Here is a 15,256-nt window from a genome sequence, read left to right on the forward strand (position 1 = left end):
GCTTGCCCCGCGATTACCATTCAAGAAGTGATCAGGCGATCTTCTTCAAGCCCAGCTTCTTCAGCTCTTCATCGCGCAGCTCGCGACGCAGGATCTTGCCAACGTTGGTGGTCGGCAGCGCGTCGCGGAACTCGACGAAACGCGGCACCTTGTAGCCGGTGACGTTGGCACGCATGTGCTCCATCACCTGCTCCTTGGTCAGGGTCACCCCTGGCCGTGCAACGATGAATATCTTGATCACTTCACCGGATTTCTCGTCCGGAACACCGATGGCCGCGCATTGCAGCACGCCCGGCAATGCCGCCAGCACATCTTCGAGCTCGTTGGGATAGACGTTGAAACCGGAGACCAGAATCATGTCTTTCTTGCGGTCGACGATGCGCATGTAGCCGTCCGGCTGGATCAGCGCGATGTCGCCGGTCTTGAGCCAGCCTTCGCTGTCGAGGATCTCGTTGGTGGCGTCCTGGCGCTGCCAGTAGCCTTTCATCACCTGCGGGCCCTTGACGCACAGCTCGCCGACTTCACCCAGCGGCAACTCGCTGCCGGCGTCGTCGATGATCTTGCAGAGGGTCGAAGGCACCGGAATGCCGATGGTCCCGATCTGGTTTTGCTCGGCCGGGTTGACCGCCGCCACCGGGCTGGTTTCGGTCATACCGTAGCCTTCGCAGATGGCGCAACCGGTGACCGCCTTCCAGCGTTCGGCCACGCTCATCTGCAGGGCCATGCCGCCGGACAGGGTGATTTTCAGTGCCGAGAAGTCGAGCTTGCGGAAGGTTTCGTTGTTGCACAGGGCAACGAACAAGGTGTTCAAGCCCACAAAGCCGCTGAACTTCCACTTCGACAGTTCCTTGACCATTGCCGGCAAGTCGCGCGGATTGCTGATCAGGATGTTGTGGTTGCCGATCAGCATCATCGCCATGCAGTGAAAGGTGAAGGCGTAGATGTGATACAGCGGCAGCGGCGTGATCACGATCTCGCAACCTTCATTGAGGTTCGAGCCCATCAGCGCCCGGCACTGCAGCATATTGGCCACCAGGTTGCGGTGGGTAAGCATGGCGCCCTTGGCCACCCCGGTAGTGCCGCCGGTGTACTGCAACACAGCCACGTCGTTACTGTCGGGGTTGGCTTCCTTGACCGGCTGGCCGGCGCCTTTGCTCAGCGCATCATTGAACTTGATGGCCTTGGGCAGGTGGTAGGCCGGCACCATTTTCTTCACGTACTTGATCACGCTGTTGATCAACAGGCGTTTTACCGGTGGCAGCATATCGGCCACTTCGGTGACAATAACGTGCTTGATCTGGGACTTGGGCACCACCTTCTCGGCCAGGTGCGCCATGTTGGCCAGACACACCAGCGCCTTGGCGCCGGAATCGTTGAACTGGTGTTCCAATTCCCGAGCGGTGTACAACGGGTTGGTGTTGACCACGATCAGGCCCGCACGCAGAGCGCCGAACACAGCTACCGGGTATTGCAGCACGTTGGGCAGTTGCACGGCGATACGATCACCGGGCTGCAGGTCGGTATGTTGCTGCAGGTAGGCGGCAAAGGCCCCCGACAACTCATACAGTTCGCCGTAGGTGAGGGTTTTGCCCAGGTTGCTAAAGGCGGGTTTATCAGCAAAGCGTTGGCAGGACTGTTTCAATACTGCCTGGATATTCGGGTACTCATCGGGATTGATTTGCGTCGCAACCCCGGCTGGGTACTTATCCTTCCAAAAATTTTCGATCATGGAAGCCCACTCCTTCAGCAACAGCGAATTCTTCACCGCAGTCGATGCGATTATTATTGATATAAGATTACGGTTTATTGCAAACCTGATAATCGGAAGCGGGCCGAGATTAGCAGCTTTGCCAAGGGTCGCCTAGAGCTAAAGCAGCCCGCACAGTCACAAAAATGACTCTTGATCAATCAGTGGTCATTTTTAGAGTAAAAAACCTAAACAACTGAAATCGCAGGAGCGGGCTTGCCCCGCGATGCGCCCATTTACGGGCCTCATCGCGGGGCAAGCCCGCTCCTGCCGTTTGTCGTCAGGCTATGTCGCGAAGCTCGCGGCGCAGGATCTTGCCCACTGCCGTCATCGGCAAGGAGTCACGCAGCACGATGTGCTTGGGTACCTTGTAGCCGGTGAAGTTGGCCTTGCAATAGGTCTTCAGTTCTTCAAGGCTCACGCCGCCTTCACGCGGTACCACGAACAGTTTCACGGCCTCGCCGGAACGATCGTCAGGGATGCCGATCACCGCGCAGTTGGCCACCTTCGGATGGCTCATGACCACCTCTTCGATTTCGTTCGGGTACACGTTGAAACCCGAGACGATGATCATGTCTTTCTTGCGATCGACGATCCGGGTGAAGCCATCGGGGTCGATTACGGCAATGTCGCCGGTCTTGAACCAGCCTTCGCTGTCCAGAGCTTCGGCCGTGGCCTGCGGGTGCTGCCAGTAGCCCTTCATCACCTGCGGCCCCTTGATGCACAGCTCGCCGCGCTCGCCCATCGGCTGCTCGTTGCCCTCATCGTCGATCACCTTGAACGCCGTGCCCGGCACCGGGATGCCGACCGTCCCCAGGCGTGCCAACTGGCCGTAGGGGTTGGTGCTGGCCACCGGCGAGGTTTCCGTCAGGCCGTAGCCTTCGACAATGCGGCACCCGGTGATGCTTTCCCAGCGCTCGGCCGTGGCCTTGACCAGCGCGGTACCGCCCGAGTTGGTGACTTTGAGGGCAGAGAAATCCAGGTTCTTGAACTCGGCGTGGTTCATCAGCGCCACGAACAAGGTGTTGAGCCCGAGCAACCCGGAGAACTTCCACTTTTTCAGCTCCTTGATGAAGCCGCCGATGTCCCTCGGGTTGGTGATCAGCACGTTGTGGTTGCCAGTGACCATCATGCACATGCAATTCGCGGTGAAAGCATAGATATGATAGAGCGGCAACGGTGCGATCATGACCTCCTGGCCTTCCTTGATCATCCGCTGGCCATCCGGGCCGTGCTGGGAGAAACAGGCCAGGACCTGGAGCATGTTGGCCACCAGGTTGCCGTGGGTGAGCATGGCCCCCTTGGCCAGGCCCGTGGTGCCACCGGTGTATTGCAACACGGCGGTGTCGTCGAGGTTCAGGGCCACCGGCTTGGGCACCAGGCCGCGGCCCTGGCTCAAGGCAGCCTTGAATGGCACGGCCTGGGGCAGGTGGAAGTCGGGCACCATCTTCTTGACCTTGGCAACGATAGTGTTGACCAGCCAGCCCTTTGCGGTCGGCAGCATGTCGCCCATCTTCGCTTCGATCAGGAATTCGATGCCGGTGTCGGGCAGCACTTCCTGCACCAGCTTGCCGAACATGTTCAGGTACACCAGCGCGCGTGCCCCGGAGTCCTTGAACTGGTGGCGCATCTCGCGGGCGGTATAGAGCGGATTGGTGTTGACCACGATCAGGCCGGCGCGCAAGGCGCCGAACACAGCGATGGGATACTGCAGCACGTTGGGCATCTGCACGGCAATGCGATCGCCCGGCACCAGGTCGGTGTGCTGCTGCAGGTAGGCGGCGAAGGCCGCGGAGTGACGGTCCAGTTCGGCGTAGGTCAGGGTCACCCCCAGGTTGCTGAACGCAGGGCGATCAGCAAACTTCTTGCAGGAGCGTTCGAACACTTCGACCACAGACTTGTAAGCATTCATGTCAATGTGCGAAGGAACGCCTTCGGGGCGCTTGTCATTCCAGAAATCAGCTTGCATTTATTCTTGTCCTCATACCTGAGCCGCTCCGGCCCCCTTGCCTGCGTGGCGAAGAAGGTGCTTTGCCGACGGTAGCAGGTATGACGCAGGTGGCAAATATGCCAAGGGCCGTCATTAACATTGTGAATCTTGCGGGTAGACGCCCTGCAATTCTGCGCCTGGGTTATACACTGTGCTCACCCCAGCGTGCACAAGGACTCGCCATGCATCACGACGCGTTCTGGCTACCGGCCAGCGACCACTGCAGCCTGTATGTCTATCAATGGCTGCCGAGCACGCCCATCAAGGCGGTGGTGTTGCTGGCCCATGGCATGGCCGAGCATGCAGGGCGCTACCAGCGCCTGGGCGAGGCCTTGAGTGCTGCAGGCTTTGCCCTGATCGCCCACGACCAACGCGGCCATGGCCGCACCGCCGAGCTCGGCACCCTGGGCCTGTTCGCCGCGCACAAGGGCTGGAACGCGGTGGTCAACGACCTGGGCCTGCTCAGCCAGCACATCGGCCAGCAGTATCCGGGTACGCCGGTGTTCATCTTCGGCCACAGCATGGGCAGCTACATTGCCCAGGCCTACCTGATGCACCACGGCGCCAGCCTGCAAGGAGCCATTCTCAGTGGCTCCAATTTCCAGCCGCCGGCGTTGTACCGAAGCGCCTGCCTGATTGCCCGCTTCGAAGCCTGGCGCCAGGGCCCCTTGGGGCACAGCGCACTGATCGAGTGGCTGTCGTTCGGTTCGTTCAACAAGGCCTTCAAGCCCAACCGCACGGCCTTCGACTGGCTCAGCCGCGATAACGTGGAGGTTGACCGCTACGTGACCGACCCACTGTGCGGCTTTCGCTGCACCAACCGGCTGTGGGTCGATTTGTTGATGGGCCTGGAACAAATCAGCCAGCCGGCCAACCTCGAACAGATCGATCCGAACCTGCCCATTCTGGTAATGGGCGGCGAATGTGATCCGGTCAGTGCCGGCAAGCGTCTGAAGGATCTGGCCGGTGCCTTGCGCCTGGCCGGCAACCAGCATGTCCAGTTGCAGCTGTACCCCAAGGCACGGCATGAACTGCTCAATGAAACCAACCGTGACGAGGTCACGGCCGCGATCATCGACTGGCTGGAGCAGGCGTTGGCCCTTGGCCGCCCTGCCCGCAGCGAATGACGGCCACCTCGTTTCCAGATGCAGGAACCCTGACGATGACCCAGGTCACCAACACGCCTTACGAAGCCCTCGAAATCGGCCAGACCGCCAGTTTCAGCAAGACCGTCGAAGAACGTGACATCCAGCTGTTCGCAGCCATGTCCGGTGACCACAACCCGGTCCACCTGGACGCCGAGTTCGCCGCCAAGAGCATGTTCAAGGAGCGCATCGCCCACGGCATGTTCAGTGGTGCGCTGATCAGCGCCGCCGTGGCTTGCGAGCTGCCCGGCCCTGGCACCATCTACCTGGGTCAGCAGATGACCTTCCAGAAGCCGGTCAAGATTGGCGACACCCTGACCGTGCGCCTGGAAATCCTAGAGAAACTGCCCAAGTTCAAAGTGCGCATCGCCACCCGCGTGTTCAACCAGAACGAAGAGCTGGTTGTCGATGGCGAAGCGCAGATCCTCGCCCCACGCAAGCAGCAGACCGTCGACCTGGTAAGCCCGCCGCCGATCAGCATCGGCTGAGGTTCACAGCTCGTTCAGGCGGCGCTCGATAAAGCGCCGCTCGGCGCCTTGCAAGGTCAGGCCCAGTGCGGTCTGGTACGCCTCGCGCGCCTGTTCCAGCCGCCCCAGTTGCCGACACAGTTCCGCCCGGGCGGCATGGGCCAGGTGATAATCCTGCAACTGGCCGCGGGCCAGAATGGCCTCCACCGCCGCCAGCCCCACCTCGGGGCCGTCGCGTCGCGCCAGGGCCGCAGCACGGTTGAGTTCCACCACCGGCGACGGCCATCCCTGCAGCAGCACATCGTATAAGCCGACAATCTCTTCCCAGTCCGTCTCATCGGCACTGGCTGCTTCGGCGTGCACGGCAGCAATCGCCGCCTGCAGGCTGTAGACCCCGAACTGCTGGCTGCGCAGTGCCTGCTGCACCAACTGGCTGCCCTCGGCGATCAATTCACGGTTCCACAAACCGCGGTCCTGCTCATCGAGCACAACCAACTCGCCGTGCTCATCGCTGCGCGCCGCCTGCCGCGAGGCCTGCAGCAGCATCAAGGCCAGCAACCCCAGCACCTCCGGATCGGGCAGCAATTGCTGCAGCAGCCGCCCCAGGCGGATCGCTTCGTCGCTGAGATCGTTGCGCATCAGGTTGTCGCCCGAAGACGCGGAGTAGCCTTCGTTGAAGACCAGGTAAATCACCCGCAACACGCTGTCGAGTCGCTCGGGCAGCTCGGCCAGCGAGGGCACCTGGTAGGGGATTTTCGCATCGCGGATCTTGGCCTTGGCCCGCACGATGCGCTGGGCGATGGTGGCCGGGCTCTGCAGGAAGGCCCGGGCGATTTCCTCGGTGGTCAAGTCGCAGACTTCTCGCAAGGTGAGCGGCACCTGGGCATCGGCGGCCAATGCCGGGTGGCAACAGGTGAAAATCAGACGAAGGCGATCGTCTTCCAGCTCCTCGACATCCACCTGCTCCTCCTCCAGCACCTCCAGGGCCATCATCAGCTTCGCCTGGGAGCGGTCGAAACGCGCACGTCGACGCAACCCGTCGATGGCCTTGAAGCGCCCGGTGGACACCAGCCAGGCACGGGGGTTGGCCGGGATGCCATCGCGCTGCCAACGCTCGACCGCCACGAAAAACGCTTCGTGCATGGCCTCCTCGGCCAGGTCGAAATCCCCCAGCAAGCGAATCAGGGTTGCCAGGATGCGCCGCGACTCGCGCTTGTAGACCGACTCGACCTCGGTCCGCACCAAAGCCTGCGTCGCCATCAGTCCGGCATCTGGGTGGTCACCAGCGTCACCAGCCGGTCCAGGCTTTCACCCCAGCCGCGATGAAAACCCATTTCCTCATGGGCCAGGCAATCTGCGGCGTTCCAGTGCCAGGCGCGGGCGGTGTACTGGGTCTTGCCCTGCACGTCCTCGAAGGTCACCACCGCCGTCATGAATGCCTTGTTCGACGGTACCCAGCCCGGCCCGAAGGCATCGGTGAAGACAATGCGCTCGGGGGTGACGATTTCCAGGAACACACCCTGGTTCGGGTATTCGGTGCCATCCGGCGCTTGCATCACCGTGCGAAACAACCCTCCGACCCACAACTGCATCTCGCACAAGGGCGTGGTCATGCCGTTGGGGCCCCACCAGCGCGCAAGCAGTTCAGGATCGGTCCATGCCTGGAACACCTTGCGACGGGGGGCGTCGATAAGACGGGAGAGGGACAGCTCGTACTGCGCTGCGCCTGGAGGGTGAAGGCTCATATTGTTGTTCTCCTTCGTTTCAGGGTTGTAGCTCGCGGATCGGCCTCACCTCGACACTGCCGACCCGGGCGGCAGGAATTCCCTTGGCAATATTCAACGCTTCGTTCAGGTCGCGGGCATCGACCAGGTAGAAGCCGGCCAGTTGCTCCTTGGTCTCGGCGAAAGGCCCGTCGGTGAGGCTCATGTGGCCACCGCGCATACGCACCGTGGTGGCCGTCTGCACAGGCTTGAGCGCTTCGGCGGCCAGCATCCGCCCGCTGCCCTGGATCGACTCGGCGTACGCCATGCACTCGGCATCGGCGGGGCTGTCGGGCAGGCTGTGCAGCAGGCCTTCTTCACAGTAGACCAGGCAAAGGTATTTCATCATCGTCTCCACAGCAGATGCACACTATGGCGGCACACCGCGCTCCCGGAGAAAGCGCGATTTGGCATAACCGTCGGCGTTTTCAGGTCAAGGCTTGAGCGAGAACAGGGCCGCACCGGTCTCCATGTCGAACGGCGCCGACCAGTGCTCGTGAATCACCTTCCACTGCCCGCCGATACGCTTGTAGCCGACGGTCACGCGCATGTAGCAGCTCTTATCCTCCCCGCCCTCGTCGCCACCCGGACCGCAGCGATTGAGCCAGTGCGCGAACCCCAGTTCCGGGGTGGCATGGATCTGCAGTTGCTCCATCTCGAAGACCATTTCGCCCGGGCAATGCTCCATGCAGGCTTGCCAGTGGGCCTGGTAGGCGGCCTTGCCCTTGAACTGCAGTTCCTTGACGGCATCGAAGGCAACGATATCGTCGGCGTAAGGGGCGGTGATGGCAGGAATGTCCCGGGCACGGACGGCGGGGATCCAGTGTTCGATCAGCTGGCGGATCTCGGTTTCGGCGGCATTGTTCATGGTCGTGTCCTCTGCGATTCGACAGGTGTCAGGCGCCGAACCAATCGGCGCGTTCACAGATGGTCGAACCAGGCCGCGAGGAATCGACAGCGCCGGCCCATTTTTTTCAGATTCGCCGCTCCAGCGGCAACCAGATTTCCATCACGCTGCGACGGTCGAACGGATCGAAGTCCTTGCCGTAGCGCTCGAATTCCGGCGCCTGGGCAACCCGTTCGCCCGAGGTGGGCAACCAGTCGTTCCAGATGGCCTGGAACGTTGCCTTGAGGTTCTCGAGACTGCCGTGGTGCTCGAACACCGCATAGCGGTGGGGCTTGAGTTCGACCTGCTGGAAATCGGCGGGCAACACCTCGGCGTCCGCCACCTGCACGCCGGCGATGTAATCGAAACTGCCTTTGCCGTCGGCGTTGCAACACACGCCGTAGGTGTATGCGCCAACCTGCCCGACCACCCGCCCGATATAGGGCTCCAAGCGCTGCCACAGTGCGGGAATGTCGTGGGTCGTGGCCGGGGTGAATCGCCCGCCCAGCCCTGCGATGACAAGGGCCTGGCCCTCTTCGAAACGCGCGGGTTCGATTGCAATCTGATTCGGGGTGGACATGCGGTTTGCCTGCGTCAATGAATCGTTGGACTGCCCGGGCATTGCAGGGCAGCAGGGTCGTCCGCTAGCGTAGTCGCATTTACGCCTATGCGAAATCGACCCATGACACTGATCGCAGAACCCCTGCACGCCTGCGGCCTGGTCGAATCGTCATGGGTGCGCGCCCGTGCTGCCTGCTTTGCGCGCCACACCCATGATGAGCTGGTGCTGGGCGCGAACCTTGCGGGGCACGAGCAGATCTGGCTCGACGGCAAGCACCTGGAGGTGCCGCCCGGCGCCGTGACCCTGTACAACCCATTGGCGGTGCAGGCCTCGACGTTCGGTCCGCAAGGCGTCGAATACATCAGCCTGCACCTGGACATCAACGCGCTGCAGCGCACGATGCGCGAGCACGATCTCGGACCGGGGCACGGCTGTCCTACCTTCGAGCAAGGGGTGTTGCAACAGCCTGCGCTGTACCGCTCGATCATCGACTTCGCCGGCGCTGCGACAGTGGCCGAACAAGAAGCCGCCTTATGGCAGTTGCTGGCCGAACTGTTCGAACAGCCCGCCTCGGCCAAGGGTGAACAGGCCCCTGCCATCGAGCACAGCGTGACGCTGATGCGCACCCACCTTGATCAACGCCTGACGCTCGAGCAACTGGCGCGAGCGGCGGGCCTGAGCAAATTTCACTTCGTGCGCTGCTTCAAGAAAGCGATGGGCTTGGGGCCGCTGCAGTACCACATGCAACTGCGCCTGATCGAAGCGCGCAGGCGCCTGCGTACAGGCGCGCACCCCAGGGACGTGGCGCTGGGGCTGGGCTTTTATGATCAGAGTCATTTCATCAATGCGTTCGGCCGGGTAATGGGCATCACTCCGACAGCGTACTCGGCCACGTTCCGGCGCCCCTGAACAAAAGAGCCCCTTTCGGGGCTCCTGGAGTGTTTCAAGGAAGAAAACCGCTGGCTGCCGAGCGTTTGGCCCGTTTGGCGGCACGCTTTTCATCCGCGGTTTTCAGTGGCTTTTTCTTGGCCATTTTTTTTGCATCCAGACCTTTCATTTTGAAGATCCTCCGGCCGGACGGCACCTGCGCACGGGTGCCCCGACTGATTATAGACCCGCTGTGGCAGCGGGCACGGCGAGGATGAATTCGCGGTAGCCAGAGGCAATCACGTAAACGGCGAAGTAGCAGAAAATCGCCGCCGAAAGCAGATACGACCAGGTCAGCAGCCGGTCACCCAACAGCCGCCCGCCGTGGCTCGCGATCAGGCACAGCGACAGGCACCAGAGCAATCCAGCGGCAAAAAAGCCGGACAGAAACAGCCCGGCGTCCATCAGGCTGCCGCCGCCGGAGCGGGAGATCAGCACGCCTCCCACCGCGGCAAACCAGAGAATCGCGCTGGGCGAAGACATGGCCAGGACAATTCCACGGACGAACTCGCGCCAGGCCGACTCCATCACCACCTCGCCCTCCTGCACATGGCCCTCCCCGCGCCAGGCCGCCAGCAGCATCTTGACGGCAAACCACACCAATAGCACCGAACCACCCAGCCACAACACCCAGCGTACGGTCTCGAACTGCAGCAGCACGGTCATCCCCGCCAATGCCGCCACGGCATACACCAGGTCGCCCACGCAGGTCCCCAGCCCCAGCCAGAAGCCCTGCAGAAAACCGCGCTGCATGGCCAGGGTGATCATGGCGATGTTGGCGATGCCGATGTCCAGGCAAAGGGAAAGACTCAGGAGAAAACCGTTGGAGAAGGGCATCGTGGATTCCGGAAACAGCGTTGAAGGCAGGCGCCATTAAAGCGGGAATGGCCTTGGCTGTATTGGAAGAAATTGCCCTGTCAAAGCCAGATAGTCGTCCAGCGCCAAATCAAACGCTGCCTGCAACTGAGTTATCAGTCGCCCCCAACACCTGCGCATACCGCTCTCTATCGACATTGGCGCCACTGAGAATCACCGCCACCTTGCGCCCGCGCTGGTGCTCACGCTCCTGAATCAGCGCCGCCAGGCCTGCGGCACCGGCACCTTCGGCGGTGTTGTGGGTGTCTTCGTGGTAGATGCGCATGGCCTGGGCGACTTCGTCATCGCTGACCCTCATGATGCGCGCCGCGTGTTCACGGACAATGTCGAAGGCTTCGGGCACCGGCATCCGGCAGGCCATGCCGTCGGCGAAGGTGTTGGCCGTCGCCGTGGTGACGATGCGGCCCTGCTCGAAACTCTGGGCAAAGGCATCGGCTTCGGTCGAGACCACGCCGACGATTTCGGTGCGCAGGCCCAGAAGGTTGCGGGCCTGGATCAGGCCGCAGATACCCGAGCCCATGCCTATGGGCACGTATACGCAATCCAGGTCGTGGACGGCGTCGAACAGTTCCAGTGCATAGGTGGCCACCCCGCGGACCAACTGCGGGTGGAAGGAGGGCACCATTTCATAACCATGCTGCTGGGCCTGGCGTGCCGCCTCTTCACGGGACTGGTCGAAATCGGCACCGTGTTCGATCAACTCCGCCCCCAGGGCTCGCATTGCCGCGTTCTTTTCCCGCGAGTTGCCCTCGGGCACGACGATGATGATGGGTAGTCCGGCATTGCGCGCCGCCAGGGCCATGCTCTGCCCGTGATTGCCTCGCGTGGCGGTGACCAGCCCGCGAACGCCTGGCTTTTGCACCAGCAGCCACTGCACGTAGAGCAAGCCGCCGCGCACCTTGAAGGCACCGGTAGGTGCATGGTTCTCATGCTTGACCCACACCTGGCAACCCAATCGCTCGGCCAGGCGTGGCCAGGCGTATTGGGGGGTGGCGGGTACACTGGCATGGACCAGACGGGCAGCTTCACGCAAGGCAGGCAGGTCGAACATGGAACACCTCGGTAGCAGTGGGTTTGACCTGATCCTAGCCTCGGCGCATTGTATGGGCCAAACCCTATATTGCATGGCCAACAATAAATGTGGACCCCTACCCTGCCCGACAACGACCAGCCGCGCTACCTGGCGCTGGTCGATGCCATTGCCGCTGCCATCGAGAGCGGCGAGCTGAAGATCGGCGAACGCCTGCCGCCCCAGCGGCGCCTGGCCTGGAACCTGGGGCTCAACCCCAGCACCACCCAGCAGGCCTACCGGGAAGCCGCTGCCCGCCACCTGGTCAGTGGCGAGGTGGGGCGCGGCACCTATGTGCTGGCCGGCAGCAAGGAAGCCACGCTGTTCCACCTCAAGCAGCGACACCTGCAACCCGGCCTGATCGACCTGTCGACCAATATCCCGGTAAGCGACCCCGATAACCACGACATCGAGCGCACCCTGCAAGCCTTGCTGCGCGACGGCGAGGTGCGCAGCCTCGATCATTACCTGAGCGCCGAAGCGCTACTGCTGGCCCGGGTGCAAGGCGCCGCCTGGCTGGCCAATCGAGGCCTGCAATTGAACGCCAGCCAACTGCTGTTGTGCGGCGGTGCCCAGCAAGGGCTGTTCAGCCTGCTGCTGTCGCTGTGCCAGGCGGGCGAGCCGGTGTTGGTCGAAGCCCTGACCGCACCCGGCATCAAGGCCGCCTGCCGTCAGTTGCGCCTGCCACTGCACGGTGTGGCGATGGACCACCAAGGCATTCTCGCGGACGATCTGGACCGCGTCGCGCGCGCCACCGGCGCCCGGGTGCTGGTGCTCACCCCCAGCCTGCAGAACCCCACGGGTGCCTGCATGGGGCCTGCACGCCAGCAAGCCGTTGCCCAGGTGGTACGTCGCCACGGCTTGCTGCTGATCGAAGATGATGTGTATGGCGCTTTGACCGACCAGCCGCCGCTGTGGTCGCTGCTCGACCAGCAGGGGGTACTGGTCAGCAGCCTGTCCAAGACAGTGGGTGCGGGTTTGCGCCTGGGCTGGATCGTCGCCGCCCCGCAGCTGCTGGCCAAGGTCGATCCCCACGCACGGGCAACCCATTGGCAGGTTTCCCCGCTCAACCTGCAGATCGCCTGTCGCTGGATCGCCGATGGCACGACCGCGCGACGACTGGCCTGGCAACGCGAAGAGATGGAACAGCGCTGGCGCCTGGCACGCAAAATCCTCGGCAGTGAGCGGCTCTATAGCCAGCACCCTTCACCGCATATCTGGGTGAACTGCCCGCTACCGGCACAGACGCTGGTGCAACGCTGCAGGGCCAACGCCGTGGAGGTGGTGCCAGCTGAAGTGTTTGCGGTAAAACAGAGCGACCTGCCGGCCATTCGCATCAGCCTGTCGGCGGCCAGTAGTCGCGCTGAACTCAAACAGGGCCTTGAACGCGTGGCGCAGGCCATGGAGACGCAATGAGTAGCTTCTATCGCCAGGCCGAGGACTTTCTCGCCGCCCTTGACTCCCGCTGGGCCGCGCACGTCAGTGCAATCGGCCCCTGCCAGCACAAGCCGCTGCCACACCGCGACCCTTACCAGGCGCTGGTGCGGGCCATCGCCTATCAACAGCTGCATGTCAAAGCGGGCGATGCGATTCTGGGCAGGTTCATGGCGCTGTATCCAGGCTGCGAGTTCCCCAGCCCCGAACAGGTGCTGGCAACGACACCGGAACAACTGCGGGCCTGCGGCTTTTCCGCCAACAAGCTGGCGACTATCCAGGGCATTGCCCAGGCTAGGCTCGAGAGGGTGGTTCCGGACCATGACCAGGCCCTGATGCTGGACGATGAACAACTGATCGAACGGCTGGTCAGCCTGCGCGGCGTCGGTCGCTGGACGGTGGAGATGCTGTTGATCTATACCCTGGAGCGCATGGACATCCTGCCGGCCGACGACTTCGGCGTGCGCGAGGGCTACCGTCGTCTGCAGGGGCTCGAAACGCAGCCCAAGCGCCGGCAGATGATCGAGCTCGGCCAGGCCTGGCGCCCTTATCGCACGGTCGCCGCCTGGTACCTGTGGCGTGTGCCGAACCCACGAGTTTGAACGCAAGACCCGGAGTTTTTCCAACCCTGGTCCGCTCTAACCTGAACGTATCGACCCTCATCAAGAGATTATCGGCATGAGCCAGGGCAAACCCCGTATCAGCGAATCCGACCCCCGTTGGCAAGCCATGCTCGCGCGCGACCCGGCGGCCGACCGGGACTTTGTCTACGCGGTGCGCACCACGGGTGTGTACTGCCGGCCCAGCAGTGCCTCGCGACTGCCACGCATCGAGAACGTCGAGTTCTTCGCAACGCCGGCCCAAGCCGAAGCGGCCGGCTACCGTGCGAGCAAGCGCCGCGCCAGCGATCGGACACACCTCGCCGAACAACACCGTACCCAGGTCACCCGCGCCTGCCAGTTGATTGAAAGCGCCGAGTCGGCGCCCAGCCTCAATCAGTTGGCCGAGCAACTGGACATGAGTCCGTTTCATTTCCACCGGGTGTTCAAGGCCGTCACCGGGGTCACGCCCAAGGCCTACGCCTCGGCCCATCGTGCTGGCAAAGTGCGTAAGCATCTGCATCAGGCTTCGACCATCACCGATGCCCTGTACGAAGCCGGGTTCAACTCCAACAGTCGTTTCTACGAGTCCAGCAATGCGCGCCTGGGCATGACACCGGGGGCTTTCCGCGATGGCGGCGCCAATACCGACATCCGTTTTGCCATCGGCCAATGTTCATTGGGGGCGATATTGGTGGCGCAGAGTGAACGAGGGATCTGCGCGATCCTGCTGGGTGATGATCCGCAAGCACTGCTGCAGGACCTCCAGGACAAGTTCCCCAAGGCCAACCTGCTAGGCGGTGATGCCACGTTCGAAACCCTGGTGGCCAGGGTGGTGGGTTTGATCGAGTCGCCTGGCATTGGCCTGGACTTGCCGCTCGACTTGCGCGGCACGGCCTTCCAGGAGCGGGTATGGCAGGCATTGCGGACGATTCCTGCGGGCACTACCGCCAGCTACGCCGAGATTGCCCAGCTGATTGGTGCCCCCAAGGCCGTTCGCGCCGTGGCCCAGGCCTGCGCCGCCAACAGCCTGGCCGTTGCCATTCCCTGCCACCGGGTGGTGCGCAGTGACGGCAACTTGTCGGGCTATCGCTGGGGGGTAGAACGCAAGCGTCAATTGCTGGAGCGCGAGGCACCGTAGACGACAGAGTCAGGGATCGACATTCCAGACGGTTTCGACAATAAAGCGGTATTCAGCAAACACTCGACAACAACGGTTGGTCAACCGTTGCTGCAACCATTGCCCATGGCGCGGTATTCAATCGTGTGGCGCTGACCTTGGTGGTCTTCATAAGTCATGGTAGCCGGCACTACTTCGCAAACATTGGGAATAGTCGACAGGCTGATGACTTTGGCGATATCCAGGTTCTGAGTGTAGTCATACTGTTCGACAGCAGGTTGCGCCGCCGCAGTGTTGATTTCATCGGCCATGGCAAAGGAAGATACACTAACGAGGGCAAGTACCAGTAAACTTTTCATAATATAAGCCTGCAAAGCAATCAAACTAATCGATTGACTTCATTGGCCAACAGGGGCGCGGAGAAGTTGTTATATCGAACACACGAGACATAACACGAAGTACCGATCCCACTGTTTATGTTCTGCGTGGGACAGGCATAGTTTACAACTTGGGTTGATGGCTTTAAGCCCTAGCGCGGACAATCACTGTTACCAGAACAGTAACAATACCTGCGACCTGCTCCACTCGACACGCTGCCTGTATCGGTGTAAAAGCCCGGACCAGAGCCCCCGCAGGAGATTTCGGTGCCCTCCCTACGCTACTGTCCGCTG

General features: G+C 62.2%; 16 protein-coding genes. 6 read left to right on the forward strand and 10 right to left on the reverse strand.

Going from position 1 to position 15,256, the window contains the following annotated elements:
- Positions 1–31: 31 nt before the first annotated feature.
- Positions 32–1,729: a long-chain-fatty-acid--CoA ligase FadD1 gene (gene fadD1, locus NPS58_RS26150; RefSeq protein ID WP_274118121.1), complete on the reverse strand. Its 1,698-nt coding sequence runs from the start codon at positions 1,727–1,729 to the stop codon at positions 32–34.
- Between the two features lie 298 nt (positions 1,730–2,027).
- Entirely contained in the window at positions 2,028–3,716 is a 1,689-nt protein-coding gene (gene fadD2, locus NPS58_RS26155) for a long-chain-fatty-acid--CoA ligase FadD2 (protein ID WP_274118122.1), read from the reverse strand.
- A 203-nt stretch (positions 3,717–3,919) separates the two neighbouring features.
- On the opposite strand from fadD2, the gene NPS58_RS26160 reads away from it, so the two are divergent.
- Together NPS58_RS26160 and NPS58_RS26165 are read left to right on the forward strand one after the other, a co-directional pair.
- On the forward strand, positions 3,920–4,864 hold the full coding sequence (locus NPS58_RS26160) for an alpha/beta hydrolase (RefSeq protein ID WP_274118123.1): 945 nt from the start codon (positions 3,920–3,922) through the stop codon (positions 4,862–4,864).
- A 35-nt stretch (positions 4,865–4,899) separates the two neighbouring features.
- A complete protein-coding gene (locus NPS58_RS26165) occupies positions 4,900–5,370 on the forward strand; it encodes a MaoC family dehydratase (RefSeq protein WP_274118124.1) in 471 nt (156 codons plus the stop codon).
- Between the two features lie 3 nt (positions 5,371–5,373).
- On the opposite strand, the gene NPS58_RS26170 is transcribed toward NPS58_RS26165, so the two are convergent.
- The 5 genes from NPS58_RS26170 to NPS58_RS26190 all read right to left on the reverse strand — a co-directional run bounded on the left by NPS58_RS26170 (position 5,374) and on the right by NPS58_RS26190 (position 8,578).
- A complete protein-coding gene (locus tag NPS58_RS26170) occupies positions 5,374–6,609 on the reverse strand; it encodes an RNA polymerase sigma factor (protein WP_274118125.1) in 1,236 nt (411 codons plus the stop codon).
- Positions 6,609–7,094 (reverse strand): SRPBCC family protein, encoded by a 486-nt coding sequence (locus tag NPS58_RS26175; protein ID WP_274118126.1) that lies wholly within the window; start codon positions 7,092–7,094, stop codon positions 6,609–6,611. The genes NPS58_RS26170 and NPS58_RS26175 overlap by 1 nt, the downstream gene beginning before the upstream one ends.
- 19 nt (positions 7,095–7,113) lie before the next feature.
- Entirely contained in the window at positions 7,114–7,458 is a 345-nt protein-coding gene (locus NPS58_RS26180) for a YciI family protein (RefSeq protein WP_274118127.1), read from the reverse strand.
- 87 nt (positions 7,459–7,545) lie between these two features.
- Positions 7,546–7,980, reverse strand: coding sequence for a YybH family protein (locus NPS58_RS26185; RefSeq protein WP_274118128.1), 435 nt, complete (start codon positions 7,978–7,980; stop codon positions 7,546–7,548).
- 106 nt (positions 7,981–8,086) lie between these two features.
- Positions 8,087–8,578 carry a GyrI-like domain-containing protein gene (locus NPS58_RS26190; RefSeq protein ID WP_274118129.1) on the reverse strand — a complete coding sequence of 164 codons (492 nt, stop codon included), beginning with the start codon at positions 8,576–8,578 and terminating at the stop codon, positions 8,087–8,089.
- A 102-nt stretch (positions 8,579–8,680) separates the two neighbouring features.
- On the opposite strand from NPS58_RS26190, the gene NPS58_RS26195 reads away from it, so the two are divergent.
- Complete coding sequence (locus NPS58_RS26195; RefSeq protein ID WP_274118130.1) at positions 8,681–9,469, forward strand: helix-turn-helix transcriptional regulator; 789 nt, start codon at positions 8,681–8,683, stop codon at positions 9,467–9,469.
- A gap of 198 nt (positions 9,470–9,667) precedes the next feature.
- On the opposite strand, the gene NPS58_RS26200 is transcribed toward NPS58_RS26195, so the two are convergent.
- Positions 9,668–10,324, reverse strand: a complete 657-nt coding sequence (locus NPS58_RS26200; RefSeq protein WP_274118131.1) for a LysE family translocator — start codon at positions 10,322–10,324, stop codon at positions 9,668–9,670.
- A gap of 109 nt (positions 10,325–10,433) precedes the next feature.
- A complete protein-coding gene (locus NPS58_RS26205) occupies positions 10,434–11,414 on the reverse strand; it encodes a threonine dehydratase (RefSeq protein WP_274118132.1) in 981 nt (326 codons plus the stop codon).
- An 87-nt stretch (positions 11,415–11,501) separates the two neighbouring features.
- Here NPS58_RS26205 and NPS58_RS26210 point away from each other — a divergent pair, with 87 nt between their 5' ends.
- From NPS58_RS26210 to ada, 3 genes are all read left to right on the forward strand, one after another.
- Positions 11,502–12,848 carry a PLP-dependent aminotransferase family protein gene (locus tag NPS58_RS26210; protein ID WP_274118133.1) on the forward strand — a complete coding sequence of 449 codons (1,347 nt, stop codon included), beginning with the start codon at positions 11,502–11,504 and terminating at the stop codon, positions 12,846–12,848.
- Positions 12,845–13,468: a DNA-3-methyladenine glycosylase family protein gene (locus NPS58_RS26215; RefSeq protein WP_274118134.1), complete on the forward strand. Its 624-nt coding sequence runs from the start codon at positions 12,845–12,847 to the stop codon at positions 13,466–13,468. The genes NPS58_RS26210 and NPS58_RS26215 overlap by 4 nt, the downstream gene beginning before the upstream one ends.
- A 76-nt stretch (positions 13,469–13,544) precedes the next feature.
- On the forward strand, positions 13,545–14,606 hold the full coding sequence (gene ada, locus NPS58_RS26220) for a bifunctional DNA-binding transcriptional regulator/O6-methylguanine-DNA methyltransferase Ada (RefSeq protein WP_274118135.1): 1,062 nt from the start codon (positions 13,545–13,547) through the stop codon (positions 14,604–14,606).
- An 80-nt stretch (positions 14,607–14,686) separates the two neighbouring features.
- Here the strand turns inward: ada and NPS58_RS26225 are convergent, their stop codons facing one another.
- Complete coding sequence (locus NPS58_RS26225) at positions 14,687–14,944, reverse strand: DUF2790 domain-containing protein (RefSeq protein WP_274118136.1); 258 nt, start codon at positions 14,942–14,944, stop codon at positions 14,687–14,689.
- Positions 14,945–15,256 lie beyond the last annotated feature (312 nt).

It is taken from the genome of Pseudomonas putida, from assembly GCF_028682455.1.
Taxonomy (GTDB): domain Bacteria; phylum Pseudomonadota; class Gammaproteobacteria; order Pseudomonadales; family Pseudomonadaceae; genus Aquipseudomonas; species Aquipseudomonas putida_AA.